Here is a 25,787-nt window from a genome sequence, read left to right on the forward strand (position 1 = left end):
CCAAAGTAATCGGACAATAATCAAACCCCGGATGAATAAGCCCGCTAGCTATTTGTTTACATACTCTCTAAGCATTTTTTGTCTATCCAGCTTTTTGCTTCCCGGATTAAAGGCCCAAACGATGTCTTTTCCGGATACAATTGCTACGTACAAAGGCGAATTACAGAATGGTAAAAAAGAAGGTCTATGGCTTTTTTACAGGAGCAACAACCAACTGCTGGCGGAAGGTTTTTACAAAAACGATAAGAAGGACAGCCTTTGGTTTTTCTACAACGCAGATGGCCGTCGCAACCAAATGGAGAGCTACAAAGGTGGCATTCTCAACGGCATTTATGCCAGTATCTATTCAAATGGAGAAATCAAAGAAAGAGGCCGGTATAAAGATAGCCTGAGAACTGGTGAATGGGAAGGGTTCTACCGATTTGGGCTGAAGCTTTACGAGGGCAAATACAATGAGGGCAAAAGAGAAGGTCTTTGGAAAGAGTACTATGAAACAGGTAACCTGAAGTCGGCAGTGTTTTATGAGAATGATAAACTGGATGGTGAGGCTGAATTTTACGACGAATACGGCCAATTACAGTCCAAAGTAAACTATAAGGAAAACACGCTTCACGGCCCTGTCACCGAGTTCTATCCCGACGGCAGCGTGGCACTTGAGGGACTCTTCAAGATAGGAAAGAAAGACAGTGTTTGGATAGAATATGATCCTTTCAAATTGGTTTTAGCGAAGGAGAAATATAAAAACGGCTCACTGGACGGAAAACAATCGTACTACTATCCAAGCGGAAAACTGGAGAAGACCGAGGAATATGAGTTAGGCACAGCAACTGGCAACTGGCATCAATATTATGAGAATGGTCAGCTCAAACTGAACGTCAACTATAAGAACGGGCTAAAAGAAGGCATATATCAGGAGTTTTTCGCCCGGGGCAAAAAGAGCGTTGAAGGCAAATATGCCTATGACCTGAAGACCGGTACCTGGACAAGCTTCTTTGAAAATAGCAACCTCTATTCTATTGGCGATTATCTGCGTGATCAGAAAACTGGCTTGTGGAAATACTTTTACGAGGCTGGCCCAATCGAAACAGAAGGCAAGTACAAAAATGGTATGAGAGACGGGCAGTGGGTCAGCTACTATATTACGGGAGAAATATCTGCTATTGGTAGTTACAGGCTTGATCTGGAAGATGGTATCTGGGGTAGGTTTTACCAGAATGAACAACTGATACAGGATGAGAACTGGGACAACGGCCGACTGCTGGCTGTCAGTGAATACTTTACCCCAAAAGGCGAAGTTCTGCCAGGCGGCACCCTAAAAGACGGCTACGGGTCAAGGATAACCTACTATGACGACGGCACCCTTAAGCTGGAAAGCTATTACAAAAACGGCTTCACTGCTGACATTTGGAAGTACTATCACCCTAATGGAAAGCTGGCTTCTGAGGGGCAGTTGCTCAACTCCCAAAAACAAGGCGCATGGAAATACTACTATGACAACGGAGCAGTGGAGTCAGAGGGAAAATACCTCAATGATGAGCGCACAGGCCTCTGGAAGTTTTACAACCGTAAGGGTAGAATAACAGACCAGATCAATTATTCGAAAGAATAACTGGATAATAGGTTGGGGCATCGTCCCAATGGGCCGGCGTAACTCCCGTTCTCACACCTGTTACTTCTTCACATTCCAGACAGCCAAATCTCATATCAAGAACGATATCCGGAACTAGTTTTCTATATGGGTGGTCTGAAATGCCGCTTCTACTGAAATAAGCAGATTTGGTTTTCAACCCGGAAGCACCAAAAAAACCTAAAACTCGCTCATCTGGATCACTGACATTGTGTAAGTTTCCCCTTATTGTTATCGGAGGTTTGTCAAACACTCCACCTGAATTGGTCGTCAGTTGCTTCACTTTCTGCCAGTATTCATGGGCGGCCTTGCTTAAAGAATATTGTTCGGCCTCGACGAAGTACGGCAATCGATTATCATAAGGGAAAGTTAGTAGAGGCACTCTTGCAATCGTATTTCCATCAAACAGCTTATCTGATCGAATGTTGATACGGCCAGGGCAATTATGGATATCAAAGCATTTCTGGCAACAATAAGTCCCATAAGTTATGTAGCCTGCATCTGGCTTCCCAACCGTATATATCCTGCAGAAGTCAAGCCGTTCATAATTGTTCCACCGCCACAGATAGTAGTTCTCTTCATCTTTCGGATCTTTGGTCTCGACGAAAACATCGAACTCACCCTGCAAAAACTCGCCGGAAATATCCCGGTACTCAGCGTATATGGTGTCGATGGGTGGAACGGCTGGCAGCAGCTCCGGCACAGACTCATAAACCTTACCATCCGATAGCTCTATTCGTACCGAATAACTCCGTCCTACTTCTCCTCGTATGCCATCAGCTTTCGTCTCATAAGTGCCTCCCTTCGTATAGCTCAGCTGCTCTTCACTACCCAGATCGTCTTTGATGTAGACCTTTGCATCGTAGATAGTGAAATCACTCTTGGCGTTGCCCGAGGTGTAGGTGGTGCTGTAGCTAAGTTTTACTCTATAAGGCCCGGGCTGGTCAGTAATAAGTCCCTCTACCGTCAACTTTGGTGTCTCGTCGGTGAGCTCGGGGTCAAACGGGGTGATGCAAGTGGTGAGAACGAAGAGGCACAGAGCTAATACCCTGGTCGACTTACTTCTATCTAATATCCAATCGCCTGCCCTCATCAAAAGGTGAAATTATAAGTAATTGAAGGGAAGACAGAGCCAAAAATAGACAGCTTGTAAACGTCGGCATGAGCGTAGTAAAGCTGATTGTTAGGCTTAAAGAAAACCGAATACGCATTTTTCCTTGCGTAAACATTGTAAATGGAAAACACCCAGCTCCCCTTCCACTTTGCTTGCCTGCTTGGTTTATCGTCTATTGTCATAGCCAAGTCCAGCCTGTGATAATCGGGAATACGGAACTGGTTACGGTTTTCATAATAAGGTACATACGCTCCATGGTAGTAGTACTTATCCAGCGGATAGGTCGTCGGTCGGCCCGAACTATAGGTGAAATTCGCTGAAAAGCTCACCCTGGTGCTTTGCTTAAATATCGCCGATAAATTCAATATGTGTGGCTTATTGAAGTTGGCTGGATAGTAGTTTCCATTACTGATTTGCTCTTCCTCAAACTCGGTCTTTGTTCTTATTCTTGCCTGTGAATAAGTATAGCTTAGCCAACCGGTCAGCCTTCCCATATTTTTCTTTGCCTGAACCTCTACGCCATAGGCAAATCCATTCCCGTGAATAATGGCAGTTTCCAAGGCTGGGTTCAACAGCAGGTCGGCTCCGTCTTTGTAGTCGCTCAAATTCTGTGTGTATTTGTAAAAAGCCTCACCTGATAGCTCATACATATTGTCTCTGAGGTTCTTGAAATAGCCGACTGACACCTGATCGGCAATGATGGGTTTTGAGTAGGTGTTGCTCAGTTGCCACCTGTCGATGGGCATCGAAGCAGTGGTATTGGAAATAATCTGCAAATATTGCCGCATTCTATTGTAGCCAAACTTGATCGACGCAGTGGGATTAAGGCTGTACTTTAATGACAACCGGGGCTCTGCCCCACCATAGCTGTTGATCTTTTCTCTCTTTGAATAGTGCGTGGTGTCCACCATCGACTCATGCGTAAGAGGCACACCTTGCTGATAAGAATAGACATCCCGGTCACCCGTGTTCTGAAAATAGGAATACCTGAGCCCAGCCATCACTGTCAGCTTTGCGTTGACGATCAGCTCATCACTTGCAAAGCCAGCCAGTTCCAGGCCATGCTCATTTTGCAGCAGATGCGCATTGATGTTTGATTCGCTGCTGGTAGGTTGCAAGTGACCAGGCTCGAGAATGTACTGTGTCCCAGCTGCGCCGAACATAATGGTATGACTACCTTTCAGCCAGCTAAAGTTGGCCTTTGCTTTTCGATACTTTATCGCCGAAGGCAATTCAAAGCCCACCGCCGGAACGAGGCTGGAAATAGAGGCATTATAATCACTATAAACCGCCACAACGTTAGCGATGAGGTCGGGAGAAAAAGCGTGATCCCACCTAACGGTGGCATTGGTTGTTTCCCAGTCGTATTGAGACGAAGTGGCGTTCACTTCTAATGCGGAAAGGGAATCCGAAGCAAGCTTGAACTTATCCACCGACCGGTAGAGCGACAACTGTAGCTTACTGTCCTCATTGGTTTGATACAGTACTTTTGCAGTGATGTCATAAAAATTAGCCCTGGTGTCCCGAATCGACTTGTTGGGAGCTAATTTGAGCAGATAGTCGGGAAATGATGCCCTACCCCCAACCAAAAGGCTTAGCTTTTTACTGAGCGGCCCTTCCACCAGGAGCCGGTTGGCAATCAACCCAACGCCACCTTGCACTTTCATTTGCTCAGTCTCTGGCGTTCTTATTTTTATATCAAGCACAGAAGAAGCTCTTCCCCCATGTTGAGCAGGTATCGCCCCTCTGTAGAAGGAAATGTCTCTTACCACATCAGGATTGAAAACAGAAAAGAGCCCCATTAAATGAGAGCTGTTGAACACCGGCGCATCGTCGAGTAATATCAGGTTTTGGTCAACATTCCCTCCTCTCACGTTAATACCTGTCGTTCCCTCCCCTACCGTCGTAACACCCGGCAACATTAGCAGGCTCTTCATCACATCCACTTCACCCATGAAGGTCGGCATCTTCTCAATGGCTTTCATGGACATCTTACTCACGCCAAGCTCCACACTCGAAATATTGTGATCTTCTGCCTGGCCACTTACGCTCACTTCCTGAAGTAGTTGAGACGACTCATCCAGGTCAATGCTGATGGTCATAGCACGATAAACAGGCACATTGCGCCTCTTGCTTTCAAACCCAACAGAGGAAAACTCCAAAGCATGCACGCCCTGGGGCAGGAACATGATAAAATACCCTATTGAGTCTGTTACTACACCAGTGGAAAGGTTAGTCACGTAGACGTTTACTCCTTCAAGGGGGGCGCCTGAAACGCTATTTTTGACAGTACCGCTAAAGGGGAAGTTTTGGGCAACTGATAGAAAGGACGTCAACACCGACAATAAGACACAAGCCAAAAGCGCCTTCGGGAGGTTTCTCATTTTTATTGCATAAAATAGTAGATCCCTATTCAAAAATAAATAACAACTCTATTTCAAAACCCCCTATAATTTGAGAATAAAGAAGTCGGTCAGGAGTTATTGCTCTGTTTGAAGATAGTAATTATCTGCAATGAATAAGTAAAAAAATAACTCAAATCGAATACCACAGCTCTGCAATAGCTGATGAGCTCAATCGCTTTAGTACGTCGGCGCATCGTCCCATTCCGACGGCTTTCTTTCCGTTCTGTAGATGGACTCCTCGCACTCCTGGCAGCCCCGTGTGTCGATATTATATAGGGGTGTTGAGCTATAAGGGAACGAAGGAATATTGTCTCGCCTGAAGTACACCGCCTTCACCTTGACAGAAGACGCTCCAAAATACCCCAGCACCTGCTCATCCGGATCGTTCACGTTGAAAAGATTTCCATTGACAGTCACAGGTGGTTTGTCGAAAACACCGCCGGCATTATTGATCAGGTCGCTGGCTGTTTTCCAAAACTTATAGGCAGATTCCGTCAATGAATATTGCTCAGCCTGCAAATAGTAAGGCTCCCGACTGTCATACTCGAACGACATCAAAGGCACTCTGCTGATCCTGCCGCCATTCACCAGGGCATCCGATCCAATATTGACACATCCTGCGCAAGCTTCTATTTCGAAACACTCACTACAGCAGTACCTCGCATACCAGGTAGGTGGCGATGGAAAATTTTGAACATACGTGAGACAGTAGTCAAGCTTGTTGTAATGCTTCCACTTCCACAGGTAATAGTTCTCCTCTTCTACGGGGTCGTTGGCATCCAGGTAAACATCAAATTCACCCTGCACAAATTCGCCCGTCACATCCCTGTACTCGGCGTATAGTGTGTCTATTTCAGGCGCATAGGGCATCAGCTCGGGGTATGATTGATAGGCTTTGCCGTTGGAAAGCTCAACTCTAAGCGTGTAGAATCTACCCGCAACTCCTTGTATACCATACGCCGCAGTCACATAGGTACCTGCGTTGCCACTATAAACCAACTCCTCCTCGTTGCCTTCGCTGTCACTGATAAAAACCTTAGCGTCTCTTATCGTGTTCTCACTTTTTTTATCACCACTGGTGTACGAAGTACTGTAACTCAGCTTGATCACATAAGGCCCTGCCAGGTCTGTCACCGTTCCTTCCACGCTCAGCTTTGGGCTTTCGTTGGTCAAATCTGGACTAAATGGTGTGATGCAAGAACCCAGTAAAGTCAAGGAAAATATGTAAGCAGCTTGCAGAATACGCTTTATAGTCATTTGGTTCTTCATGGCTATCAAAAGGAGAAATTATACGTGATGGAAGGGAAAATGGTGCCAAAAATGGAGAGCTTGTAGGCGTTCGCCTGATTCACAGAGGCCTGATTATTGGGCTTAAAAAAGACTGAATAGGCATTCTTACGGGCGTAAACATTGTAAATAGAGAATGTCCAGCTGCCCTTCCACTTCGTTTGCTTGGCAGGGTCAGGCCCAACCGTCATCGCCAGGTCGAGTCTGTGATAGTCAGGTATTTTGTACTGATTCCTGCTCACATAGTTGGGGATGAAAAGTCCGTAGACATAGTATTTGTCGTCCGGATATGTAACCGGCCGACCTGTGCTATAAGTGAAGTTGGCAGAAAAATTCACCCTGGCACTCTCCTTCCAGGTAGCAGACATATTCAAAATGTGAGGTTTGTTGAAATTGGTGGGGTAGTACTCCCCTCCACTTATTTCTTCTTCCTCAAATTCACCTTTCACCTGCTGACGTGCCTGCGAATAAGTATAGCTTAGCCAGCCAGTAAGACGGCCTAAGTTTTTCTTCGTCTGAAATTCAACTCCATAAGCATAGCCGCTGCCGTGAAGGATGGCAGTTTCAAGCGCCTGATTGAGCAGCAACTCGGCCCCGTCCTTGTAGTCACTTACATTTTGAGTTGTTTTGTAAAACACCTCAGTTGATATCTCGTACTCATTGCTGTTAATATTCTTGAAATAGCCTACCGACAATTGATCAGCAATGATTGGTTGAGAATAAGTGTTGCTTAGCTGCCACCTATCGATAGGCAATGCCGCCGTTGTGTTCGATACCAACTGCAAATACTGTCGCATTTTGTTGTAGCCAAGCTTTATCGAACTGCTTGGGTTCAGGCTGTATTTAAAAGAAAACCTGGGCTCTGCCCCATGGTAGCTAGCCACCTTTTCACCTCTGCTGAAAAAAGTCGTATCTGTAATTGTTTTGAGTGAAAATGGCTGGGTTGGGTCGTAAGAGTACACGTTTCTCTCACCCATGTTTTGGAAGTACGAATACCTAAGCCCAAGCATCAAAGTAATTTTGTCATTAAACACGATTTCATCACTTACGAAGCCCGCCAGCTCCAGTCCGTTTTCCTGCTGTAGCAGCAACTCATTGACACTCGACTGGTCGCTGTTAGGGTCAAGATGACCCGGGTCAATTATGTACTTGGTGGCAGCCGCTCCAAACATCACCGAATGTCCGCCGGAGCTAAACCAACTAAAGTCTGATTTGAGCTTGCGGTACTTTACAGCCGAGGTAAGGTCGAATCCGTTGGTAGGTTCGGGGCTCGATATGATCGCATTGTAGTCGCTGTACACCCCAACGATATTGGCAATGAAGTTGTCCGTAAAGGCATGGTCCCAGCGAACGGTGGCGTTGGCTGTTTCCCATGCAAATTGAGAAGACGAAGCGTTTATTTCCACGGCCGACAGGGAATCGGACGCCAGCTTGAATCCGTCGTGGGCCCTGTAGAACGACACCTGTAGTTTGTTGTTGTTATTCAGCTTGTACAACAGCTTGCCCGTAACATCATAAAAATTGGCCCTGGTGTCCTGAATAGATTTGTTGGGTGAGATTTTGAGCAGGTAATCAGAAAATGAAGCTCTTCCACCTATCAGGAAGCTGAGCTTTTCGTTCTTGCCAATAGGCCCCTCCAGCATCAAACGGTTGGAAATAAGTCCTACGCCACCTGCCAACTTGAGCCTTTCCGTTTCCGGATTTCTTATTTTGATATCAAGCACCGACGACACCCGGCTTCCGTACTGCGCAGGAATGGCCCCACGGTAAAAAGTAACGTCTCGCACCATGTCCGGATTAAAAACAGAAAACAAGCCCATCAGGTGGGAGCTATTGAAGACCGGCGCATCATCCAGCAAAATCAGGTTTTGGTCAATATTACCCCCTCGCACATTCAGCCCTGTGGTGCCTTCACCCACCGAACTCACTCCGGGCAACATCAGCAAGCTCTTCATTACATCCACTTCTCCCATGAACGATGGCATTTTTTCGATGGTCTTCATCGACATTTTGCTTACTCCTATTTCTGAGCTGGAAATATTGTGATCCTCGGCCTGTCCGCTTACACTCACCTCTTGCAAAAGCTGCGACGACTCCTCCAGGTTCATGTTAATAATAACTGCCCTGTTGAGTGCAATATTCCTTTTCTTCGATTCGAAGCCCACATAGGTGAATTCCACCGAGTGAACCCCCTGAGGAAGAAACATGGCAAAGTAACCTGTGGAGTCTGTCATGACCCCGGTAGACAAGTTGGTTATGTACACATTGGCCCCTTCAATGGGTTCCCCTGTGACACTGTTTTTAACGTAGCCTTTTAATTGAAAATTCTGTGCCGAGACGTCTGAAAAAGCACAAAAGAGCAGAATAAAAAGAGCCGTGAGAGCCCTTAAAAAGTATCTCATTTAGTTTTCGATGTAGTAAAATCCTGAGGTAAAAATCTAATAACAGCTAAAGGTGTCGAGACCCCGAAAGTAGCGATTAATTTTTTCTCAAAAAAAATGTAGTTACCATTCCTTGGTGACAATATTTTAGCAAAACACCATCACCAAAAACATTATACCGATCATCCTGTTATATGATTTGTAAATCACAAAAGTATGGCATTCGGATTCTTTAGAAAGAAAAGTGAAAAAGAAAAACTGATCGAAAAGCACAGAAAGCTGCTTGAAGAGTCGTTTAAACTCAGCAGTATAAACCGCCGAAAATCGGACGAAAAAGTTGCTGAGGCCGAAGCTCTGATGCGTAAAATAGAAAACTTGCCCGAAAAGTAGATCAGTCCCTGACCCCCTGCTGCTGCAACAGCTGATCGTTGTATATCCTCTGGTTCAGGGTACTATTGTATCCACGGCCCTTCTTGTTCTCGTATTTAGTGTAAGACCTTGACGCCCATTCTTTGGCGCTATCAAAATCTCCCAGCACTTCGTAGGCCACGGCAATATTATAGGCCAGCTTGCCTCCTTCTTTTCGCTTAATACTCTGGCTAAGCCTCCCTCTCCAGGTGTCAATGGCGTTTTGCCATTGTCCCACCTGCGCCTCTCTCGCACCTTGCCTTACTTCAGGTGTCTTCTTCGACTTAGCGTAATAAAACCGACTCAATTGCACCGGCATCGGTGCAATTTTGTAGGCATAGGTAGAACCAGCCGTGCGACTAACCTGCCTGGTGGCTTCCGTCTTTTGAATTAACTGCGACATGGCGTCTTTGACATTGGCACCAGTAGCACTCCAATTATTGGAAGGATTAAAGAGCTGCTGATCTGCAATGGTCTTTTCAAGGGGATCGTAAAGTCGAAAACCAATCTTTGCATTGCCCACGCCCTCGGCATAATACTCGACTACCTTCTCCATTACTTTTTTTCCGTCTTTCTCAACCTCTCGTTCCACATCACGTTTCCCGTTGGTAACGATGAAGTCGGTATCAAAAATTTCAACGGCGATCACAGCATCTGCACCATAGCTCCGACAAAGACGTTCGATCACTCCCCATGAAATCGGATCGGGAAATGCGCCTGTCATGCTGTTGCCCTTCAGCGTTTCGCTGGCTCGTTTCAACTGGAACCTGGGACTCGCCATAAGCTGCTGCTGAAAGGCATTCATCGCTTCTTGAAGGCCCGCCCTATCCTCGCCTGGCATTTCACCTGTGAGTATTCCCTCCACTATCCCAAGCCCTTTCTTTTCAAACTCAGTCCTGTCGACCAATAAAATTGTGTTGACATGAGACGGAAAGGTAATCTCCGCAGGCCTCAACGTATTGATATATACCGATTTGGTACAAGAGCTGGCAGCCAGGCCTATAGGCAACAGAACCGCTAAAAGCCTCAGGGTGTGATTAGTTAGTCTCATAATATTCAAGTCTAAAGAAACGCTTATCAATAAAGATACCAAAAATACTACATTCCCAAATTGACGCTAAGGCAAAGCATTCAGGTAATTGATACCTTTGACTATTTCCTGTGGATGCGACCAGGGGATAAAGTGATTGACCCCTCTTAGCAGTTGAATGTGAATGAGGCTATCGGGCATAAATTTTCCGGGGTAATAGGCATTTCCCATTGGCACAAGCGTGTCCTGATCACCCTGAAGCATATAAACAGGCGTGTGTAAACTCCTCCAGCCATCTGTCATCATCTCCAGCTCTTCCTTAAGGTCGATAATTTCATCATTGGATACCGCCAGACTTATGGGCGTGAAAGTGCGAATAACGAAGTTGCGCAGCAGCGGCCTGAACCACTCATCAGGTTCCAGCGCCGGGTCAATCGAAGGAGCCACAAACAACAACCCCCTTACATTGTCAGGGTAATCCATCGCCATTTGGGCAATGACCGGGCCACCCAGTGAATGGCCAACCAGAATAGCCTTCTTGTCAGGGTATCTCTTCAGTATCTGATACAAAAACTGGCTTTGCTTTTTTAAGGAGGGCTCAGCTCTGCCAAAATTAGAGTGCCCAAACCCCGGCCTGTCGGGCGCAATAATGTGAAAGTTGGCAATAAGAACCGAATCCTTCAGAAAGTCGGCAAAGGCACTCCAGGAACCGGGAGAGCCATGAACAAACATTACCAATGGCTTCGTTTTGTCGCCTGCTTCAGCGTAGTTAACTGTTCTGTCGTCGAAAGAGAACGACACCAGTTCAGGCTTTTGAGAACCTTCGTAATAGTCATCCATTGACTTGGAAGACATACGAAATTCCATACACCCGCCAATAAAATGGGAGACAAGGGCACAGACAACAATCACAAAAAATACCTTCAGAAGAGTTTTCAAAACCACATGGTGTATGAGGCTCCTAACCTATTTCAGAAACAAAAGTTCCCTGTATTTAACGAGTGGCCAGTCCTCGTCATCAACAAACAACTCAAGCTTATCAACCGAGTACCTGATCTTATCAAAATATTTGTGCCTGATGTCATCACAATAGGCAATAGCCCGCTTCCTTGAATCCTCAACCTTATTGATCTTCTTCCTTTCTTCAATCATCTCATTCACATTTTTACGCAGAGCAGAAATGTGTTGGCTGATTTCTTCTATATAGCTGATGATCTCTTTGTTATCCACCCCAAGCTCCTTCAAGCCTTTTGCATTCTGAATGAGCTTATTCTGATAAGCAATGGCCGTTGGAATGATATGGTTCAGAGCCAGGTCTCCCATAACCCTAGAGTCAATCTGGGCCTTTTTGATATAGTTCTCAATCATGATTTCATGACGGGCTTTCACCTCCTTTTCATTCAATATTTTATTGGAGCTGAATAGCTGAGTGGACTTGTCAGAAAGGTAAAAATCCAATGCCCTGGGTGTGTCTCTCACATTGGAAAGACCTCGCTTTTCAGCCTCTTTCACCCAGCTATCTGAATAACCATCGCCCTCAAACCTAATCGATTTCGATTCCTTGATATATTTTCGGAGGATCTCGATAATCGCCAGCCTGCGGTCTTTACCCTTGTTGGTCAGCTTGGTTACTTCCGAATAGAACTTGTTGAGCTGGTCGGCCACAATGAGGTTAAGCACCATCATAGGGTTCGACACATTCGACTCGCTGCCTACTGCCCTGAACTCAAACTTATTGCCGGTGAAAGCAAATGGCGAGGTTCTGTTTCTGTCGGTATTGTCCATGATGATTTCAGGTATCTGATCGATCCCGAGTTTCATATAAAGATTATCACCCTTTTCAATTTTCACATTCCCGTTTTTCTCCAGCTCGTCCAGCACATTACTCAGTGTTTGCCCAATGAAAACTGAAATAATGGCTGGGGGCGCCTCATTAGCCCCTAACCGAAAGTCGTTACCAAATGAAGCAATGCTGGCCCTGAGCAAATCAGCATGCTCGTACACCGCTTTGATGGACACCACGAAGAAGGTCAGAAAAAGCAGGTTCTCCCTGGCACTGCTGGTGGGCTGAAGCAGGTTCACGCCAGTGTCGGTCATGAGCGACCAGTTGTTGTGCTTGCCGTTTCCGTTCACACCGGCGAAGGGCTTTTCGTGCAGCAACACTTTTAGGTCGTGCTTGAAAGCCACCCTGTCCATGATGTCCCTCAACAGCTGGTTGTGGTCGGTAGCCACGTTAGCCTCCTCGAACATCGGAGCTGCCTCAAACTGAGAAGGAGCCACCTCGTTGTGCCTGGTGCGAATGGGGATGCCTAACTTGTGAGCCTCTACCTCAAACTCTTTCATGAACTCCTGCACCCTTGTGGGGATGGTGCCAAAGTAATGGTCGTCCAGCTGCTGACCACGAGCCGGATTGTGCCCAAACACTGTTCGGCCACACATCACCAGGTCGGGGCGAGCATTGTACAGCGCTCTGTCCACGACGAAATACTCCTGCTCCCAGCCAAGTGTGGGCGTTACGTTAGCCACTGCCCTGTCGAACAACCGGCAAACTTTGGTGGAGGCTCTGTCAATGGCTTCAATGGCTTTCAGCAGCGGTGCCTTATAGTCAAGTGCCTCCCCGGTAAACGATACAAATATCGTAGGTATGCACAGCGTAGTGTCCCAAATAAAAATGGGGGAGCTAGGATCCCAGGCAGTGTAGCCTCTTGCCTCAAACGTGCTTCTTATCCCCCCACTTGGAAAGGAGGATGCGTCTGGCTCCTGCTGAACAAGGGCGCTTCCTTTGAATTCTTCTATACCTTTGGTGGAATCGAAAAAAGTATCATGTTTTTCGGCAGTGGCGCCCGTTAATGGTTGAAACCAGTGGGTGTAGTGTGTCACGCCCCTGTTCATGGCCCAGGTTTTTACGGCCGCAGCCACTGCGTCAGCCGTTTCTTTATCTACCCGCTTTCCATGCCCTACATGCACTACTTTCTCAAAAATCTCCGGCGCAAGAGCACTTCGCATTTGAGGTCTTCCAAAAGCATTCTGGCCGAAGTAATCGGATATCTTTAACGAAGGAAGCTTGAACTCTACCTTCTTTCTCATGCTAAGGGCCTCCAGTGCCTTAAACCTCAGTCTTGCCATTTTTAAGTGATATTTTAGTATTAAAAAAACCTGTACGAGCGCCCATTTCTGCCAACTTCGAAATTAATCATTTTTTGATCCTGATAAACGTTTTAGTCAAATTACACCGGCCGCACTGAATTCTTTGATGCTTAATTGCAGGCAATGTATTTTGCATTCCCAAGATAACGCTATGCACATTTTCTATCACCCTCAAAAATCCTCAGTGAATGATGTCGTTACACTCGATAAGGAAGAGTCGCAACACTGCCTGAAAGTACTAAGGCACAAAAAAAGTGACCAGGTTTATTTCACCAACGGAATGGGTGAACGTTATTTATGCAGAATTGTGGGTGACCAACCAGGAGCGGCTCAGCTGGAGGTGCTCAGTATTGAAAGCTTTACGAGGCCCTTTCACATTCACATTGCCATAGCACCAACCAAACAGCCCGACAGAATTGAATGGTTTCTGGAAAAAGTGTGCGAGTTGGGCGTGGACGAAATCACCTTCCTAGAATGCGAACATTCAGTACGAACCAAACTGAAGCTGGAGAGAGCAGAGAAAATCACCATCAGCGCTTTGAAGCAATCCAAGAACTTCATCAAAGCAAAACTGAATGGTTTGGTTAAACTGGATGAATTGATACAAACATCGCAAGAGGGCAGGCAAAACTTTGTAGCTATTGCCAACCAGCCCATAGAAAACTATCTGATAGCAAAAGTGAAGAAGCATACCTCCTACCTGATACTGATCGGCCCCGAGGGAGATTTCTCAGCGGCCGAAATAGACCAGGCTATTTCCAGGGGATTTTTGCCCGTAAGCCTGGGAGAGTCGGTACTGAGAACTGAAACAGCCGGCATTGTGGCATGTCACTTATTGCATGTTGCCAACCAAATACCAACGCCTTAAAACGATGAAAGCCCGCTTTCACGGGCTTTCTTTTATTCTTCAATTATCTCGCTTGCAGCTTAGAACGTAAATACTGCTGCCAACACAAAGCTGGAAAGAGAGTTAGCATACTTTACGTCCAACGGATCAGAAAAGTCGGTAATAACAGCATCATCCTCTGAGAAAGAGTCAATCCTGAATTCAGGAATAAATGTAAGTGGCCCAACGCTGTAGTTCGCTGAAAGCGTGGCCGCAAAAACACTCTCATCAGTTGTAAGCACGCCTACGCCCTTGTCTCCAAAGTATTCACCTCTAACGCCCAATTTAAGTGCATCAGAAGCAGCTACCTGAAAATAACCAGCAGCTCCGTAGAAATTGTCGGAGGCAGAAGTTGCGTTAACGCCAATATATACAGCGTCAGACACGTCCATTCCTGCGGTTAAGTCTATTTGGAAAAAGCCGTCCGTAAATACGGTATTCAAATAAGCACTACCAGCGTCGAATGAGTAACCCAGTTGGCCACCACCATAATAGGTGTTGTCAGGGTTAAAATCCGTTGCGTCAGTTGGGTTCATGATAGCTGCTGCCAGGCTAAATCCGCCACCTAAATCAAAGTCGGCCTTTAATCCAGTATGAGAGAAGGGGCCGTACGAAAACATGTAAGAAGTGGAATAGTTAAAGTTAGCAGTAGGAGAGATTACCTCGTAACCCAGAAATGTATTGAAGTTTCCCAAAGTCAACGTTACCTTTTCTCCAACATTCCAATATACATAAAGTTGGTTAACAATGTTTAAGGCTGCGGGTGAGCCAAAAACTGCATCAGCACCACGGGGTCCAAAAACCAAATCCGCTACCATGCCTACCTTTTCGCCTTCATATGCTCCTATCAAATTCACCATGCCCAAAGAAAAGCCTGGCAGGTTAGCGAACGATGTACCTGGCGCAGTTGCACCACCATTTGTCCTATCATTGGTAGAATTCAAGTTAGCTCTGTAATAAGTATCTACTGATCCCGACAATGAAAACGGAGAAGTCTCCTCTTCTTCCTCTTGCGCAAAAGCACTCACTGACAACGATAGTGTAAATATTGTAGCGAATGCGCCACGGAATAGTAATTTTGTAAAAGTGTTCATAAGCTTTAATCTGTTTTTTTAAAGTTTTTGGATAAGGCCTCTCTTGCTCGTTAGGTTGCCGCCGCAAGCAAGGAGGCCTCTTTTTTTATTGTGAGTTTTGATTGATTATCAATCAGGATAGATGATAGTATAGCCTCTGATACCATGCTCATGGCTATCAAGACCAGACTTCTCATGCTCTTCAGACACTCTGATACCGAATGTTTTCTTAAGAATGAAGAAGATGAGGAAAGCAGCAGTAAATGCGGCCAGACCGCAGATAACTACTCCTTTAAGCTGAATCCAGAACGTGTGCTCAGGGTTGGTAGAGAACAGCCCCACTGCAAGGGTACCCCAGATACCGCAAACAAGGTGAACAGAAACAGCTCCCACTACGTCGTCCAGTTTCAGCTTATCAAGAAGTACGACTGAGTACACTACAGCGATACCGGCCACAAGACCTACAAAAAGCGCCCAGCCTGGGTTAATCACATCAGCACCGGCTGTGATACCTACAAGGCCAGCCAGGATACCATTCAGCATCATACCGATGTCAAGTCTCTTGAACAAAAGGTAACCACCGATGAAACCACCGATACCACCGGTACAAGCAGCCAATGAAGTAGTAACTAATACGAAGGAAACTAACCCGGGATCAGCAGACAGCACAGAACCACCGTTGAAACCAAACCAGCCCAACCACAGCATGAATACACCTATTACTGCAAGGGGCACACTAGCACCTGGCTTGTCAACTACTTTGCCGTCAACATATTTTCCAATACGGGGTCCGAGAAGGATAATACCCGCCAACGCACCCCATCCACCTACTGAGTGAACAAGCGTAGAACCAGCAAAATCATAGAAGCCCATTTCGTTAAGCGCACCGCCACCCCATTTCCATGAGCCGATTAGTGGATAAACCAAACCAACATAGATTACAGTGAAAACCAGGTAAGTTGAAATCTTAATGCGTTCTGCAACTGCTCCAGATACTATAGTTGCAGCTGTAGCAGCAAACATGGCCTGAAACAGGAAGTCAGTCCAGTAAGTATAACCGCCACTTGCATAGTCAACGCTGACATCAGCATCTCCTGGAGCGAACCAGAACATTGACCAACCGGCGCTGTCAAAGTCAAACCAGCCCGGCGTTTCAAAACCAGGATACATAAGAAAGAATCCACACACTGCATAAGTAAGAATGCCTATAATAGGTGTGATCGTGTTTTTGAATAGGATATTGACAGTATTTTTTGCCTGAGAAAACCCAGTTTCCACACCGGCAAAGCCAAGGTGCATAATAAATACCAGTGCTGTAGCCAGCATCATCCAGATGTTGTTGGCTGTCAATAGTACATCAGCAATTTGCGTGCTGTAATCCACAACTTCAGCTGCGGTTTCGGAGGCTACCACCATGGTGGCCTCGGCTACTTCGGCCACAGCACTGTCGACTGCCAGAGAGTCCTGAGCTGAGCTAACGTAAGCAAGAACGGGTGTAAAGACTTTCATCATACTACTACTTGTTAGTGTTAGGTTTAAATGTATTTGAATGAATAATTTTCAATAGTTACTAACTAGTGATTAAATTTTGATCCAATTTTATATCATTTATTGCAAATCAATCATTTTCACGTTCACTTTTTACCCTATACACTTGTCATTTTTACATTCGTTAAAATAATTGCTATTAATATCACCCATATCGACTCCAATTTTAACATATTCATAACAGTAGAGGTTTCGTATTATGATATATTCAAAAAGTGTATGTGTTTTAAATTTTTCATATTATGTGGGGCGGTTCATTGATAATTTATCAAAATACTACTCAATGGAAACGATGCCTAAAAACGATCTGGCAATAGCCGTCGCTTCAAATAATTATTTTGCCCAGAAAGTAGTATATCTAACTTTAGTTTCGACCTCCCGGAGAATTGCCGAATATTAGGTGGTCAATACCCTCCAATTCAAAATTTCAGCAATCGGGGTAAAACACCTGAGCATCGATTGATAGAATCAATGCTGTCGCATCCTGGGATTGATGGTAAAAAAAGGCACCATTGTGATAATGGTGTCAATTATGAAGAGATGAAAAAAAAGCCTCCTGAATTGAATTCAGGAGGCCATTATGCAAAAAGAAACAAGTCTGAAAACCTTATTTCACAGTTTTCACAGTTTTGATGATCCTTGCAGCTACTTTGTAGGGATCAGCATTCGACGCAGGTCTTCTGTCTTCCAGGTAGCCGCTCCATCCGTGATTTGCGGTGTAAACCGGAATACGAATAGAAGCACCCCTATCCGATACGCCATAAGAGAAATCGTGAATAGAAGCGGTCTCGTGCTTACCAGTCAAACGCTGATCATTGTAAGCTCCATAGACAGCAATATGCTCTTTTACCACACCTCTGAAGGCCTCACAAACTTTTTCAACCTTTTCTCTGGAACCAGCGGTTCTGAGATAGGTGTTGGAGAAGTTAGCGTGCATGCCTGAACCATTCCAGTCAAGCTGACCAAGCGGCTTAGGGTGATACTCGATATACAAGCCATACTTTTCAGAGAGTCTTTCCATCAGGTATCTTGCTACCCACACTTCATCGCCAGCCTGTGTGGCTCCTTTGGCGAAAATCTGCCATTCCCACTGCCCTGTGGCTACTTCACCATTGGTTCCTTCCACGTTGAGACCTGCAGCCAAACACAAATCAAGGTGCTCGTCCTTAAACTCTCTTCCAAAGACGTTCTTACCACCTACACCACAATAGTAAGGTCCCTGTGGAGCAGGGTAGCCTCCAGCGGGGAATCCAACTGGCTTGCCAGTTTCAGGATCCATAAGGAAATACTCTTGCTCAAATCCGAACCAGAAATCGTCATCAGAATCATCAATCGTTGCTCTGCCGTTTGTGACATGAGCGGTTCCATCGGCATTGAGAACTTCGGTCATCACAAGGTATCCATTTTCGATGGCAGGATCAGGACAAACGAAGACAGGTTTTAATAAACAATCTGAGGAGCCGCCGAGAGCTTGCTCTGTTGAACTTCCGTCAAATGACCACATGGGGGCGTCCTCAAGCTTACCGCTAAAACCATCAACGATTTTAGTCTTACTTCTTAAACTTTGAGTAGGCTTGTATCCATCCAGCCAAATGTACTCTAGTTTGGATTTTGACATAATAGTTAAGTTTAATTTTGAACCAGTTACTAAGTGATTTGCAAAAAAACCTTTGATTTAAGGTGATTATCAAAGGCAATGTTACGGCAAAATTGAAATTTTTACAAAAATTGGTTAAATATTGTATATATGGCAAAATATACGTCGTTCGGCTACGGAATTGTTAAATTTAAAGTAATTCAATCGTGTGCAATTTCAAAATCAGAATTATCGTATCCAAGACCTCTGTCAAGCCTACTGTAAGAAGGGAATTAGTGGGTATTACCAGAATAATATTCGGAGTTGCTAAAGTACAAAAAGCCTTGCGCTGGCAGGCTTAAAAGTGTCAATAAAACACAAGTGACAGCTACTTCCTTACTTTACCGGTTCTGTCTATGACAATATAGGCAAGATCGGCAGTTGGGTCTCCTGCAGGTTTTTCGAGGTAAATGATCGTCTCCATCACCATTTTGTTAAAGGAGACTGATACCGGAGGATGATCGAGATCGAGAGAGGCCTTCCAAAGCGCTTTCCCTACATTGTCGACGGTGGTGATGAAAAGGTGTGTTTTCTCCTTCAGTGGGTAGTGAATAAAAAAAGTCCTGAATCCGTCTGCGGTTGGGGCATGCCCGGCGTTTTTAGGTTTAAAGAAAAAGTCTTTGTTTGGTGTCGGCAATTTTTCGTTCAACATCCATTCCACTGTGTAAGCCGGTGTTGCCTTTGCCACTACAAAGTTCAAGTCTTTACCGACGAGCTTCAGCCCGTTTACATAAAGCCCCGCACTATCTGCAATGTGTATTGTGCTAAATCCAGTTGTTATGGCAACGCTGTCCTTGATTGTCAGTGCAATTGAGTCAGCATTTTCAGCAATCAACCAACTCTTTCTCTTTTTCAAGTCCTCTGCTCTCTTGCTCCACAAGCTCAGTTCTGTATCAACAAAGCTCTCCCTTTCATTGGCATAGCTCAGCAGTTGGTCGGGAGAAACATATCGACTCGTAAAAAAAACAGGGTTCCGCTGAAAACCTCCCTCAGCCTTTTGCTTGTCAATGGCAATGAACCCTTTCATTTTATCCAGCCTTCCAATAAGGTTTGAAACAGCAATATACAGGTCGTCGACTTTAGCGCTGTCGGGCATTACACTTGGCTGTTTTTCAATCAGGTAGTTTAATTCTTCTACTTTGAAACTGACCACCTTCTCAGTCAGGGTATTTGCGCCAAAGCCTCTGACTTTGGCTAAAATCGTCGGGTCAAATTCGAAAGGCCCGCTAACGCCAGATGGGTTTTGAACAAAGGCCTGCTTTTTTGCCACCAGGTCACGATCATAAGCAATTAGCTCTTGCCTGAATGGGCCGATATTAGATTTCTGCTCAGATTTTGTCATCTCTATCCAAGCCTTCAAATCCCAATACTCTATGTTGCCTTCCCTGGTAAGGTCAAGAGAACCTTTGCTGAAATCGGCCAGGTCGTACAGCGTTTTTTCCGTAAGAGTGTGAGCAAGCCCGGGTGATGGTATCTTAGCTAGTGACGCTTCAGCATTTGCCATAGCGCCTTCAAGATTTTTTACAATTCCTTCGAGCTTCACAAACTCCTGCTCAACTTCCTTGTCCATACCCAGGAGAAAGGAAGACTGGTCTGGGAAGTCAATCTTAAAATTTTGCAGTATGTTTTGTGCCTCATCGTACAACTTATTCGCCACCGATGCCTCTTTTAAAAAAGCCCTGACATTACTCCTTCTTTCCTGAAGGGATTTCACCTTGTTTTCTATATCCAGATGAACATCGGACACTTTGATCCCAAACTCACCAGTTCTCAAATCCCTTCTATTGAACTCCTGATAATACTCTTCGTTTTTCTTTAGCTCCTTTTCATCTATCAGCTTCAGTGACTTATTATAATGGAGATCAGCGGCATCGATGTGGATAAACATCTGGGCAGTATCGGTAACGATATTTTCGGACAATGCCTTTCGCTCAAGTATTTTGCCCAGACTGTAATGAGCATTGGCTTCTTCACTATTTTTGGGGTCAGCGATAAACAAATCCAGTTGTTTTTCAGCTTCATCCCATTTAGATGCCTGCATTAAGGGAAAGATATCTTTGTACTTTAATTTCTGAGCCGAAACAGCAAGTGAAAAAAATAAAATAATAGTGGCGGTAGATACACAAGACTTTCTCATTGGTGACGACAATTTACCACTAAGTTAAAAATGTTCTGCCACAAATGTAAAATACGCCACTATTTCGCCAATTCTAGATGAATCCACAACGTGAGTTATTAGATTGCAACTTACAATACCAAAATTCACACTTACTTAAACATCAATAAGATGAAAATTTCAGGCATTGCATTAGTTATCACCTTTCTTGTGGCCTTTTCATCCGCTTCCTTCGCTCAGAAGTCGAAGAGGGAGTTTTACCAGCTAAAAGTATATACCCTTGCTTCTGATGCACAGGAGAAAGTGGTTGACAAGTATTTAAAGGACGCTTTTATCCCGGCGCTTCACAGGGCTAATATCAAGTCGGTTGGCGTATTTAAAACAAAACTAAGCGAGACAGACACTGTTCGTAAGGTCTATGTGCTGATCCCATTTCCTTCATACGATCAATTCAGCACCCTGGCCAATACGCTTTCGAAGGACGCACAGTACCAAACGGCTGGAAGCGAATATATCAACGCTGCTTACAACCAGCCTCCGTACGTTAGGATTGAGAGCACCCTACTTCAGGCTTTTACAGGAATGGCGTTTATGAAAACACCAAACCTCAACGGCCCGAGAAGCGAGCGTGTGTATGAGCTTAGGAGCTACGAATCGGCTACCGAAAAAATCCACCTAAACAAAGTCGAAATGTTTAATGATGGAGAGGTAGCGCTTTTCGACAGGCTTGGATTCAATGCGGTGTTCTATGGAGAAGTGATTTCTGGTTCCACCATGCCAAACCTCATGTACATGACCACCTTTGAGAACAAAGCAAGCAGAGATGAGCACTGGAAGGCGTTTTCGACTGCTCCGGAGTGGGAAAAGCTAAAGGTGATGCCTAAGTATCAAAACAATGTTTCAAAAAATGATACCAGATTTCTGACACCAACAGAGTATTCTGATTATTGATTGAATTCACTGCATGTTATTCCGATTAGAGGCTAAGCCTCTAATTGGAAGACACTGCACACATTTCTAGAAACACCTTTTTGTAGTGCTTCGGATCCATCTCTGAGGCTATTTTGTAGTCAGTGCAGGCGGCACTGTTGAGCCCAACGCTTGATTTACAATCGGCTCGCCTGACGTACAGGTCGGCCGGAGCATAAGCAAGTGCTTCTGCTGTATCAAAGTCTTCAATAGCTTCGGTGTATCTGCCCGCCCTCATTTGCAAGATTCCTCTATTGAAATAGGCCTGGTTGAAGTCGGGTTTTTGCGAAATCACGTAGTTAATATCTCTTAAGGCCATGTAACCATTGCCGACAGTACCCATCACTATTGCCCGATGATAGAACAGTGTAACATCACTGTCATCATTTTTTATGGCTTTGTTATAGTAGTTCAAAGCACCCCATGGGTCATTGTCTGCCATCATCACACGCCCCATCAGATAATTTGCTTCAAAATTCTCCTCGTCTCTCTGCAACACCCGAAAAAGGTCGGTTTTTGCTCCGTCCAAATAGTCTGTTTTCAACAGGCACCTTGCCCTGGCTATCAAAATCTCATTGGCCTTTTCATTGTATTTCAGCGATTTACCATACCAGGTAATGGCTTCATTGTACCTGCCCAGCTCTTCCAGGCTTCGGGCAATGTTGTAGAGGTGATACCAGTTTTGCGGATCAAGGCTTGATAATTCCTTAAAAATTGCCAAAGATTGTTCAAAATCTTCGTTTTCAAACGCTTCAAAGGCTGCCTCCTCCTTGTCTTCACAAGCAAAAAGGCAGATAGCCAGTAGAAAAAGAAGGCCAGCGTTTCTCATGCTGAAAGATAAACTAATCGTTTAGTTGAAGCAAACGCTTTTATTATTTAATTCCAGAAAGTGAATGAAGAGAAACGCTAATTACTACATAGACCAACTGAACCTCGCCTCACATCCTGAGGGTGGATATTTTAAAGAGACATATAGAAGTGCTGACACTACCACCACCAAAGCTGGTCAAAGGAGCATTTCCACGGCCATTTACTTCCTGCTGGAACCCGGCAACTTTTCTGCATTTCACCGCATAAAGTCAGATGAGGCCTGGCACTTTTACGATGGCGACCCACTTTCTGTATACATTATTGATCAAAGTGGTATGCTTGAAGAGGTTCGCCTTGGACTTGACATTTCAGCAGGCCAAAAGCCTCAGGCAGTCGTTCCGGCCAACTGCTGGTTTGCTTCCAGAGTGGCTGTCGGTGGCAAATTTTCTCTGGTCGGCTGCACTGTCGCTCCAGGTTTTGACTTTCAGGACTTCGAAATGGCTGAAAGGAATAAGTTGATCAAAGAATATCCCCAGCACCAATCAATCATCACTTCCCTTACGAGGAGTTGAGCATTCGATTACTTGACTTTGTCAAGTAATATCATTTTCTTCACCTCATGATTGAAGGTGAAAAAGCAATAGCCGCCGTTCGTGATTTCAACAGGTTTTACACAAGTGTTATCGGGCTGCTCGACAGGCACATACTTGACAGTCCCTATTCGCTGTCGGAGGCCAGGGTCATGTTCGAAATCAGTAGCACGGGAAGCTGCACTGCCAGACATATAAAAGCTGCCACCAAAATGGATGAGGGATATTTAAGCAGAATAATAGATAAGCTGTTGAAACAAGGCCTTTTGAAGAAAACCAGATCAGAAGAGGATGGCAGAGCGTTCTTGTTGTCGCTGTCAGTAGCCGGGCAGCGGGAGTTTGCCAGGCTCGACAAAGCCTCGCATGACGACATAGCGCTGTTACTGAAAAAGCTGAGCCGAAAAGAGATTGACCTTCTTTCTACTCAGCTCCAAAACATCAAATCAATTTTAGCGAAGACTTTATGAAAGCTGCCATCTCTCTTGAAAGTGTGACCATACGAACTGAGCTGAGGCCAGGCGACATAGGGTATGTGATTTACATGCACGGCGACATCTACTCAAAAGAGTATGGTTACAGTTTGGGTTTCGAATCGTACGTGGCTGAAAGCTTTGTGGAGTTCTACAAGCAATATGACACCAGCCTTGATCGGGTGTGGGTGTGCGAACACAATGAAAAGATAGTTGGATTTCTTGCACTCATGCACAGAAACAAAGCCGCCCAGCTCCGTTACTTCATTATGGAAAAGCCCTACCGGGGTATTGGACTGGGAAAGAAGCTAATGGATTTGTACATGAGCGAACTGAGTAGTCTTGGGTACGAGTCGTCTTACCTTCTCACAGTGGATGAGCTTCCGGCAGCTGCCTCGCTGTACAAGCGACATGGCTTTCGCCTGACCGAGGAAAAGTCATTTTCCGATTTCGGCAAACCCCTGATGGAGCAGAAATATGAGCTAGTGTTACATTGATCGTTCTAGTGCTTCACCCTTGCGTAGTGCTCTTTGATTAGATCTCTACCGAAGTCACCATCGAAATCTCGCCAAACGGTATGAATATGATTTCCATTACCCTGTGAGTTATCAAACTCAATGAGGAAAGAAGGCCCTTGTATCCGGTAATAATGAGGGCTACCAGGATGCTCACTACCTGCCCAGGCAAACATCATGAGATTCACGTCTTCTTTCAGCATGCTGCTTTTTCTTGCCCTCCCTTCTTTTTCCGGCATCACTGCCAGGTATTCATCAACGATTGCCCATAGCATCTTTTTCTGCTGATCCGTAAGCTGATCATAGGCAATGCCTGCCCTGTCAAGCGGTTTTACCTGCGCTACAGTCTTAGACACAATATCATTGAAAGTGCTTCCACTAAAAACGGCTTGCTGCTTTTGTGCTCCCTTCAGCGAATTCAATAGAGCAAAAGCAAGGTCTTCTTCCTTGTTAAGCACCCGCAGGCCCTCCTTAGGGCCATTTTTCACCTCACCGGGATTAGAGCCCAAAAACCTTGGAGTGTAAGACACCTCACCATTTACCACTGTGAAGTGAAGAGAGATATGATGGCCGTCAAATTGCCAGGCCCATGGTTCGCTGGCGCCGGGATTGCCGAAGATAGACACGAAATACATTTCAGGATCCCTCCTCGGATTGCCTTCCAGTTCTGCCAGCACGTCTTCAAGACTCATGATCATTTTGACCTTGTTGAAGCCCGCTTCGCTCAACGACATAGTTAATAGTTGCGTCACAAGATCTTTCTGATAGCTGTCCATTTCCTTTAATGGCAAGCCGTTTCTGGCCACCTGATAGGGCGGCACGTAAGACCAATCGAATCTTTTGGCATCGTCGAACGTCATCAGGAGCTTGGCCTTCTGCTGATCGTTCGCCGACTCTAGCAAGAGGCTGGCTATTTCGGCACTAAAACCATGGAACCTGAACGAGCTGGTAAAAATGGCAAAGGCCAGCAGCATAGCTGACAAATAAAACTTAGAGTGCGTTTTCATACCAGAAGTTAGCTATTATCTCGCATAAAAACACTAACAACCAATCGATTAGCCAGGCAGCCTTTACAAGTTCAGGTATTAAAATAGTACTTCTTTAAAAACCCTTCACAATTCACAACATCTATCGTGGAGTAGTAAAAGTCATCTCTGTCTTCAGTCACAATACACCGGCACCCTACTTCCAGAGCAGCATAGTACTGCATGCCGTCTTCAAAATCATGGATACTCTTGTTAGTCAACGCACTATTAACAGCGTTATCGTCGATAACGGCCGTGAGAATATGCTCTTTCAGAATGGTAAGCTTTTTCTTCGCTTGCACTGCTCCACTTTTCTTAGATGAAAAATAGAAAGCGATGGCGAGACTCATCGGCGTGGCATACAACTCAAAACCCTGCTTTCCCGCCAAACTTAACACTCTCGCTGCGTTGGAAAATACTGGATATTCCTTGTTGAGCACCGCAACCAATACATTGGCATCTATCAGGGTTTTCACTTCTTTTTGCGGCTTTCGTAGTACTCCTTTTTTGCCGCTTTTCTTGGCTTTGAAGTTTTGTATTCTGCCTGCCCATCAGCCACCATCATCACCCATTGTGCTACCTCCAGGTCTTCAAGCGACTGATAGTGCCGGGATGTCATTTGCCTGTAAAGGTATTCGGTTAGCCTGGACAGACTGATATTATTCTCCTCGGCGAATGCTTTGGCTGAGGCAATAACACTGGCATCGAAACTCAAAGTGATCTTGGCGTCCATACTTTTATTATTTTATA

22 protein-coding genes are annotated in these 25,787 nt (G+C 45.2%); 7 read left to right on the forward strand and 15 right to left on the reverse strand.

The window, feature by feature from the left end:
- Positions 1-121 precede the first annotated feature (121 nt).
- Positions 122-1,609: a toxin-antitoxin system YwqK family antitoxin gene (locus GC130_RS16455; protein ID WP_193217884.1), complete on the forward strand. Its 1,488-nt coding sequence runs from the start codon at positions 122-124 to the stop codon at positions 1,607-1,609.
- On the opposite strand, the gene GC130_RS16460 is transcribed toward GC130_RS16455, so the two are convergent.
- The 4 genes from GC130_RS16460 to GC130_RS16475 form a co-directional block, all read right to left on the reverse strand.
- A complete protein-coding gene (locus GC130_RS16460) occupies positions 1,590-2,720 on the reverse strand; it encodes a DUF4249 domain-containing protein (protein ID WP_151999435.1) in 1,131 nt (376 codons plus the stop codon). The genes GC130_RS16455 and GC130_RS16460 overlap by 20 nt on opposite strands.
- Entirely contained in the window at positions 2,720-5,125 is a 2,406-nt protein-coding gene (locus tag GC130_RS16465) for a TonB-dependent receptor (RefSeq protein WP_151999436.1), read from the reverse strand. Before GC130_RS16465 ends, GC130_RS16460 begins: the two co-directional genes overlap by 1 nt.
- A 198-nt stretch (positions 5,126-5,323) precedes the next feature.
- On the reverse strand, positions 5,324-6,415 hold the full coding sequence (locus tag GC130_RS16470; protein ID WP_151999437.1) for a DUF4249 domain-containing protein: 1,092 nt from the start codon (positions 6,413-6,415) through the stop codon (positions 5,324-5,326).
- 5 nt (positions 6,416-6,420) lie between these two features.
- Positions 6,421-8,835 carry a TonB-dependent receptor gene (locus tag GC130_RS16475; protein ID WP_151999438.1) on the reverse strand — a complete coding sequence of 805 codons (2,415 nt, stop codon included), beginning with the start codon at positions 8,833-8,835 and terminating at the stop codon, positions 6,421-6,423.
- Between the two features lie 195 nt (positions 8,836-9,030).
- Here GC130_RS16475 and GC130_RS16480 point away from each other — a divergent pair, with 195 nt between their 5' ends.
- Positions 9,031-9,204 carry a Lacal_2735 family protein gene (locus tag GC130_RS16480; protein WP_151999439.1) on the forward strand — a complete coding sequence of 58 codons (174 nt, stop codon included), beginning with the start codon at positions 9,031-9,033 and terminating at the stop codon, positions 9,202-9,204.
- A 1-nt stretch (position 9,205) separates the two neighbouring features.
- On the opposite strand, the gene GC130_RS16485 is transcribed toward GC130_RS16480, so the two are convergent.
- The 3 genes from GC130_RS16485 to GC130_RS16495 all read right to left on the reverse strand — a co-directional run bounded on the left by GC130_RS16485 (position 9,206) and on the right by GC130_RS16495 (position 13,378).
- Positions 9,206-10,273 carry a DUF6340 family protein gene (locus tag GC130_RS16485; RefSeq protein ID WP_151999440.1) on the reverse strand — a complete coding sequence of 356 codons (1,068 nt, stop codon included), beginning with the start codon at positions 10,271-10,273 and terminating at the stop codon, positions 9,206-9,208.
- A gap of 66 nt (positions 10,274-10,339) precedes the next feature.
- Complete coding sequence (locus GC130_RS16490) at positions 10,340-11,119, reverse strand: alpha/beta fold hydrolase (protein ID WP_151999441.1); 780 nt, start codon at positions 11,117-11,119, stop codon at positions 10,340-10,342.
- A gap of 99 nt (positions 11,120-11,218) precedes the next feature.
- Positions 11,219-13,378, reverse strand: a complete 2,160-nt coding sequence (locus GC130_RS16495) for a glutamine synthetase III (RefSeq protein ID WP_151999442.1) — start codon at positions 13,376-13,378, stop codon at positions 11,219-11,221.
- Positions 13,379-13,550: 172 nt separating this feature from the next.
- Between GC130_RS16495 and GC130_RS16500 the strand changes: the two genes are divergently transcribed.
- Positions 13,551-14,267 carry a 16S rRNA (uracil(1498)-N(3))-methyltransferase gene (locus GC130_RS16500; protein ID WP_151999443.1) on the forward strand — a complete coding sequence of 239 codons (717 nt, stop codon included), beginning with the start codon at positions 13,551-13,553 and terminating at the stop codon, positions 14,265-14,267.
- Positions 14,268-14,326: 59 nt separating this feature from the next.
- Here the strand turns inward: GC130_RS16500 and GC130_RS16505 are convergent, their stop codons facing one another.
- The 4 genes from GC130_RS16505 to GC130_RS16520 all read right to left on the reverse strand — a co-directional run bounded on the left by GC130_RS16505 (position 14,327) and on the right by GC130_RS16520 (position 20,583).
- The gene (locus GC130_RS16505) at positions 14,327-15,379 is read right to left on the reverse strand and encodes an outer membrane beta-barrel protein (RefSeq protein WP_151999444.1); all 1,053 of its coding nucleotides are present in this window, start codon (positions 15,377-15,379) and stop codon (positions 14,327-14,329) included.
- Between the two features lie 108 nt (positions 15,380-15,487).
- A complete protein-coding gene (locus GC130_RS16510) occupies positions 15,488-16,774 on the reverse strand; it encodes an ammonium transporter (protein ID WP_151999547.1) in 1,287 nt (428 codons plus the stop codon).
- A 739-nt stretch (positions 16,775-17,513) separates the two neighbouring features.
- A complete protein-coding gene (locus tag GC130_RS16515; RefSeq protein ID WP_151999445.1) occupies positions 17,514-18,524 on the reverse strand; it encodes a glutamine synthetase beta-grasp domain-containing protein in 1,011 nt (336 codons plus the stop codon).
- 346 nt (positions 18,525-18,870) lie between these two features.
- Complete coding sequence (locus GC130_RS16520; RefSeq protein WP_151999446.1) at positions 18,871-20,583, reverse strand: hypothetical protein; 1,713 nt, start codon at positions 20,581-20,583, stop codon at positions 18,871-18,873.
- Between the two features lie 246 nt (positions 20,584-20,829).
- Between GC130_RS16520 and GC130_RS16525 the strand changes: the two genes are divergently transcribed.
- The gene (locus tag GC130_RS16525; RefSeq protein ID WP_151999447.1) at positions 20,830-21,609 is read left to right on the forward strand and encodes an NIPSNAP family protein; all 780 of its coding nucleotides are present in this window, start codon (positions 20,830-20,832) and stop codon (positions 21,607-21,609) included.
- 40 nt (positions 21,610-21,649) lie between these two features.
- Here the strand turns inward: GC130_RS16525 and GC130_RS16530 are convergent, their stop codons facing one another.
- A complete protein-coding gene (locus tag GC130_RS16530; protein ID WP_151999448.1) occupies positions 21,650-22,456 on the reverse strand; it encodes a lipopolysaccharide assembly protein LapB in 807 nt (268 codons plus the stop codon).
- 64 nt (positions 22,457-22,520) lie between these two features.
- Between GC130_RS16530 and GC130_RS16535 the strand changes: the two genes are divergently transcribed.
- The 3 genes from GC130_RS16535 to GC130_RS16545 are packed head-to-tail and all read left to right on the forward strand — an operon-like array spanning position 22,521 to position 23,994.
- Positions 22,521-23,009 carry a cupin domain-containing protein gene (locus GC130_RS16535; protein ID WP_151999449.1) on the forward strand — a complete coding sequence of 163 codons (489 nt, stop codon included), beginning with the start codon at positions 22,521-22,523 and terminating at the stop codon, positions 23,007-23,009.
- Between the two features lie 47 nt (positions 23,010-23,056).
- Positions 23,057-23,494, forward strand: a complete 438-nt coding sequence (locus tag GC130_RS16540; protein ID WP_151999450.1) for a MarR family winged helix-turn-helix transcriptional regulator — start codon at positions 23,057-23,059, stop codon at positions 23,492-23,494.
- Positions 23,491-23,994 carry a GNAT family N-acetyltransferase gene (locus GC130_RS16545; protein ID WP_151999451.1) on the forward strand — a complete coding sequence of 168 codons (504 nt, stop codon included), beginning with the start codon at positions 23,491-23,493 and terminating at the stop codon, positions 23,992-23,994. The genes GC130_RS16540 and GC130_RS16545 overlap by 4 nt, the downstream gene beginning before the upstream one ends.
- Before the next feature lie 5 nt (positions 23,995-23,999).
- On the opposite strand, the gene GC130_RS16550 is transcribed toward GC130_RS16545, so the two are convergent.
- The 3 genes from GC130_RS16550 to GC130_RS16560 form a co-directional block, all read right to left on the reverse strand.
- Complete coding sequence (locus GC130_RS16550; protein ID WP_151999452.1) at positions 24,000-25,019, reverse strand: DUF3500 domain-containing protein; 1,020 nt, start codon at positions 25,017-25,019, stop codon at positions 24,000-24,002.
- Positions 25,020-25,090: 71 nt separating this feature from the next.
- Positions 25,091-25,513 carry a PIN domain-containing protein gene (locus GC130_RS16555; protein ID WP_151999453.1) on the reverse strand — a complete coding sequence of 141 codons (423 nt, stop codon included), beginning with the start codon at positions 25,511-25,513 and terminating at the stop codon, positions 25,091-25,093.
- Positions 25,510-25,770 (reverse strand): DUF6364 family protein, encoded by a 261-nt coding sequence (locus tag GC130_RS16560; protein ID WP_151999454.1) that lies wholly within the window; start codon positions 25,768-25,770, stop codon positions 25,510-25,512. Before GC130_RS16560 ends, GC130_RS16555 begins: the two co-directional genes overlap by 4 nt.
- Positions 25,771-25,787: the final 17 nt, after the last annotated feature.

It is taken from the genome of Imperialibacter sp. EC-SDR9, from assembly GCF_902498805.1.
Lineage (GTDB): Bacteria > Bacteroidota > Bacteroidia > Cytophagales > Cyclobacteriaceae > Imperialibacter.

Bases quoted from the DNA above. Each gene is read 5' to 3' on its own strand.
- GC130_RS16455 (WP_193217884.1), top strand. From the start codon at position 122: ATGTCTTTTCCGGATACAATTGCTACGTACAAAGGCGAATTACAGAAT.
- GC130_RS16460 (WP_151999435.1), bottom strand. From the start codon at position 2,720: ATGAGGGCAGGCGATTGGATATTAGATAGAAGTAAGTCGACCAGGGTA.
- GC130_RS16465 (WP_151999436.1), bottom strand. From the start codon at position 5,125: ATGAGAAACCTCCCGAAGGCGCTTTTGGCTTGTGTCTTATTGTCGGTG.
- GC130_RS16470 (WP_151999437.1), bottom strand. From the start codon at position 6,415: ATGAAGAACCAAATGACTATAAAGCGTATTCTGCAAGCTGCTTACATA.
- GC130_RS16475 (WP_151999438.1), bottom strand. From the start codon at position 8,835: ATGAGATACTTTTTAAGGGCTCTCACGGCTCTTTTTATTCTGCTCTTT.
- GC130_RS16480 (WP_151999439.1), top strand. From the start codon at position 9,031: ATGGCATTCGGATTCTTTAGAAAGAAAAGTGAAAAAGAAAAACTGATC.
- GC130_RS16485 (WP_151999440.1), bottom strand. From the start codon at position 10,273: ATGAGACTAACTAATCACACCCTGAGGCTTTTAGCGGTTCTGTTGCCT.
- GC130_RS16490 (WP_151999441.1), bottom strand. From the start codon at position 11,119: ATGGAATTTCGTATGTCTTCCAAGTCAATGGATGACTATTACGAAGGT.
- GC130_RS16495 (WP_151999442.1), bottom strand. From the start codon at position 13,378: ATGGCAAGACTGAGGTTTAAGGCACTGGAGGCCCTTAGCATGAGAAAG.
- GC130_RS16500 (WP_151999443.1), top strand. From the start codon at position 13,551: ATGCACATTTTCTATCACCCTCAAAAATCCTCAGTGAATGATGTCGTT.
- GC130_RS16505 (WP_151999444.1), bottom strand. From the start codon at position 15,379: ATGAACACTTTTACAAAATTACTATTCCGTGGCGCATTCGCTACAATA.
- GC130_RS16510 (WP_151999547.1), bottom strand. From the start codon at position 16,774: ATGGTGGTAGCCTCCGAAACCGCAGCTGAAGTTGTGGATTACAGCACG.
- GC130_RS16515 (WP_151999445.1), bottom strand. From the start codon at position 18,524: ATGTCAAAATCCAAACTAGAGTACATTTGGCTGGATGGATACAAGCCT.
- GC130_RS16520 (WP_151999446.1), bottom strand. From the start codon at position 20,583: ATGCAGGCATCTAAATGGGATGAAGCTGAAAAACAACTGGATTTGTTT.
- GC130_RS16525 (WP_151999447.1), top strand. From the start codon at position 20,830: ATGAAAATTTCAGGCATTGCATTAGTTATCACCTTTCTTGTGGCCTTT.
- GC130_RS16530 (WP_151999448.1), bottom strand. From the start codon at position 22,456: ATGAGAAACGCTGGCCTTCTTTTTCTACTGGCTATCTGCCTTTTTGCT.
- GC130_RS16535 (WP_151999449.1), top strand. From the start codon at position 22,521: ATGAAGAGAAACGCTAATTACTACATAGACCAACTGAACCTCGCCTCA.
- GC130_RS16540 (WP_151999450.1), top strand. From the start codon at position 23,057: ATGATTGAAGGTGAAAAAGCAATAGCCGCCGTTCGTGATTTCAACAGG.
- GC130_RS16545 (WP_151999451.1), top strand. From the start codon at position 23,491: ATGAAAGCTGCCATCTCTCTTGAAAGTGTGACCATACGAACTGAGCTG.
- GC130_RS16550 (WP_151999452.1), bottom strand. From the start codon at position 25,019: ATGAAAACGCACTCTAAGTTTTATTTGTCAGCTATGCTGCTGGCCTTT.
- GC130_RS16560 (WP_151999454.1), bottom strand. From the start codon at position 25,770: ATGGACGCCAAGATCACTTTGAGTTTCGATGCCAGTGTTATTGCCTCA.